The organism is Roseateles sp. (assembly GCF_049240545.1).
Lineage (GTDB): Bacteria > Pseudomonadota > Gammaproteobacteria > Burkholderiales > Burkholderiaceae_C > Paucibacter_A.
The window spans coordinates 92,824-96,171 of the sequence record NZ_JBMLSK010000225.1; the positions used below are offsets into that span (position 1 = coordinate 92,824).

General features: G+C 63.3%; 2 protein-coding genes. Both read right to left on the reverse strand.

Annotated features, from left to right (window positions below; genetic code table 11):
* The coding region (locus ACOVRJ_RS16200) for a hypothetical protein (RefSeq protein WP_422044868.1) at positions 1–181 on the reverse strand (181 nt) is incomplete at its 3' end.
* The gene (locus tag ACOVRJ_RS16205; RefSeq protein WP_422044869.1) at positions 181–3,000 is read right to left on the reverse strand and encodes a TonB-dependent receptor plug domain-containing protein; all 2,820 of its coding nucleotides are present in this window, start codon (positions 2,998–3,000) and stop codon (positions 181–183) included. The genes ACOVRJ_RS16200 and ACOVRJ_RS16205, both read right to left, overlap by 1 nt.
* Positions 3,001–3,348 lie beyond the last annotated feature (348 nt).

Below are 3,348 nucleotides of genomic sequence, written 5' to 3' on the forward strand. Positions count from 1 at the left end.
CGCCCTGCAGCGCCGCCAGACTGGCCTCGTTCTGCCCCTGCACCCAGCGCAGCGCCCGCTCGCCCTGCACCTCCTCCAACCAGAGATACGGGTCCTCGGTGTTGGCCTGTGCAAGGCACAAGCCAGACTGCAGCAGCAGTGCAGCGGCAAGCGCACGCAGCGCGGGTCGGGCGCTGCGCATCAGAAGCGTGCCTCCAGGTTCAGCTTCAAGACCCGGCCGCCCAGCGGCAGCGAGGAGCCGGGACGCAGTTCCACCAAGGGCTTTTGGTCAAAGGCGTTCATCAAATTGGCAGACAAGGTGAAGTTCTTGAAGCCGCTGTACTGCAGCCACAAGTCCGTGCTCAGCCAGGGCTTCACGCGGCAGTCGGCCTCGGCCACATCACGATCGGCGCAACCTTCGATGCTGTTGTTGCTGTCCCACTCGGCGGCACTCAAGCGGGTACCGGAGTACTGATTGAGTCGCGCACCCAGCTTCCAGTCGGCCATGCCCCAGTTGATCTTGTAGATCGCGTGCAGCCGCGGCGTGCCCCGGTAGCCGACCCGGTTCTCGGTGTAGTCCTGCGCGGTGGTGTCCCAGTAGCGCACGTCGATCTGGTAGTTGGCTTCAATGCCTGCGTCGAGCTGCCCCCAAGCACCCAACTTCCAACGACTGCGCAGGTCCAGATCCAGGCCCGAGACCTTGGTCTTGTTCATGTTCTGGTACTGCAGGCCCAGCGAGCGCACCGAGCCCACGGCGAAATTGATGTCCTTGCCCGACAACTCCTTGACCCGCTTGGCCAGGTCTTTGTCGCGCGCCGAGACCGGATCGCGCGGCAGCAGGCTGGGGTTGGCGTCTTCATTGCCCAGCACCTCGTTGACATCGCGCACACCGATCTCATCCTTGCGCTGGATGTTGTAGTAGTCCAGCGTGAAGCTGATGTTCTCGATCGGCTGGGTCACGATGCCGAAAGAGAAGTTGTTGGACGTCTCGGGCTTCAGGCTCGGGTTCGGCGTGATGGCCGAGGGGAAACTGACCGAGCAACCCGAGTTGTAAGCCTCGGTGGCGTCCAGCTTGTCGCTGGCATTGCCGGTCTTGAGCACCGCCTGCATTTGCTTGGCGGTGTCGCAGCGCTTCGGATCCAGATAGCCGTTGTTGAACCAGGAGGCGCCACCATTGCCGGTCTCCGGCAAGCTGGGGGCGCGGAAGCCTTGGGTGGCCGTGCCGCGCAGCATCAGCTCGCGCATCGGCCGCCAGGCCAGCTGCATCTTGGGCGTGACCGCGCCAAAACCATTGAAGACCTTGTCACCGCGCAGGGCCAGCGACGCTTCGATCTGTTTGGTGATCGGCAGATTCACCTCACCAAACAGCGCGCCGACATCGCGCTTGCCGGAAATGTCCACGCCCGAGAAGCTGACGATGCGCGCCTGTAAGATGTTGTCCATGCTGCGGTGCTCAAACTTCTCATGGCGCAACTCAGCCCCGAGCGCCAGCATGATGGGGCCGCCAGGCAAGCTACCGATCTCGCGCGAGCCCTTGGCATCGGCGAACTGCTGGGTGTAGGTGCCCGAGGAGCCCATCTCGGGGAACATCTTTTCCAGCAGCTCCCGCGGGTTGGTCTGGCCGAACTTGTAGGCGCCGCTGGTGATGGCCTCGGCGTAGCCAAAGCGATCTCGGTACAGGTGCTGTCGCTGGGTGGCTTTGGACTGCATCATGCCCACCGCGCCGTCAAAGTCCCAACCCCAGGCCGAGCCCTCAACGCCGGCCAGCACACGGAAGTCGCGCGAGGCGCCGATGTTTTTGAACATATCCGGGTGGTCCACAAAGCGGTAGTTCAAACCGATAGGGAAGCCGTAAGGGTTGTTCGGGTGATTGGCCGGCAAGCGTGGGTCGGTGAAGCTCTGCAACTCGCCCTTGATGCTGTCGTACCAGGTGCTGACGCTGCCGGGGTTGCTGCGCGGGATGTTGGTGTAGTAGTCGGCCTGAATGTCGGCACCCTGGAACTCGGCAAAGGCGCTCAGGTCTTTGTTGATCGTGAAACGCGCACCGGCCAGCAAGGTCACCCGTTGGGTGGCCGGGCGGGCATCGCTGTCCTTCCAGTAGTCGTACTGACAGACGCCACCGATCAAATCCCCGGGCGCGCAGCCCGGAGCCGGCGTGTTGATGCGCTTGCCGGCCAGGGCCGGGTCTTTGTAGTCGGCCGGATAGCTGCCCACATAGTTGCCGGGGAAGGAACCGGCCGAGCGCTGGCCACGCGCCGGGTTTTGCTCCAGATACCACTCGGGCAACATGTCACGCACCGCGCTGTCCTTGTAGCTGCCGCGTTTGTAGACCTCCAAGTGCGCATAGGCGTTGTAGCCCTGGGTCGCCAGATTGCCGTGGCCCACGGTGACCGAGGCCTGCTGGTCGGCGTCCAAGAAACTCTTCTTCAGATTGCGCTGCGCGCTCAGCTGCAGGCCAACACCGGTGAAGTCCTTGACGGTGATGACGTTGATCACGCCGCCAATCGCGTCCGAGCCGTAAATGGCCGAGGCGCCATCTTTCAGCACTTCAACACGTTCGATGATGTTGGCCGGGATGGCGTCGATATTGGTGAAGTTCAGCTGCAAACCATCGGCAAAACCATAGCTGGCCAAGCGGCGTCCATTCAAAAGCGTCAAAGTGCCGCCGGTGCCCAAATTGCGCAGCGACACGCCCGAGGCGCCGCTGGCCCAGGAGTTGGCGCCGCCCAGGTCGCTGATGGCGCTGCGGTCGTTATTGCTCAGATTGGCCAGCACATCGCCCACCGTCAGCGCGCCGGAGGCCTTGATCTCGTCCTTGCTCAAAACCAGCAGCGGCTGCGAGGTCTCCAAGTCGGTGCGTTTGATGTTGGAGCCGGTGACCGTCACGCGGGTCAGGTTTTGCGTCTCTGCAGCGGCGTCCTTGCTCTGGGCATGGACGAGGGGGCTGCTCAAAGCCAGGCAGGCCGACACGGCGGCCAGGGCGATGGTGTTGAGCTTGGGGCTGGGTTGCTTCATGTTCATGCGTCTCCTCGCGGGCTTTTTTAGGATCCGCTCAGAATAGAAAAACCCGACTCCAGCGTCTTGATCCCATCCGGCAGCGGGCCGACCGAAATCGGCACAAAGCCAAAAGGCGAACTCCACTGGATCGTGCTGTGCTCGGTGACTCAGTTCCACACGATCAATTGGCCTTGAGGGCGAGAGCTCTCGACCCATGGGGGACGTCAATTCACAAGTAATCGGTGCCAGCGATGTGCCCGGAGCGGAAATTCGAGTTTTTGCTTTCCCAAGCAAAGTTGACTCGGCCCGGGGGGGGGCGGGGGGGGGGGGGGGGGGGGGGGGGGGGGCGGCGGGCGCCCCGGCGCCCGGCCC

What these genes read in the sequence shown, in the direction of transcription:
- ACOVRJ_RS16205 (WP_422044869.1), bottom strand. Translation starts at nt 3,000, where the DNA reads ATGAACATGAAGCAACCCAGCCCCAAGCTCAACACCATCGCCCTGGCC.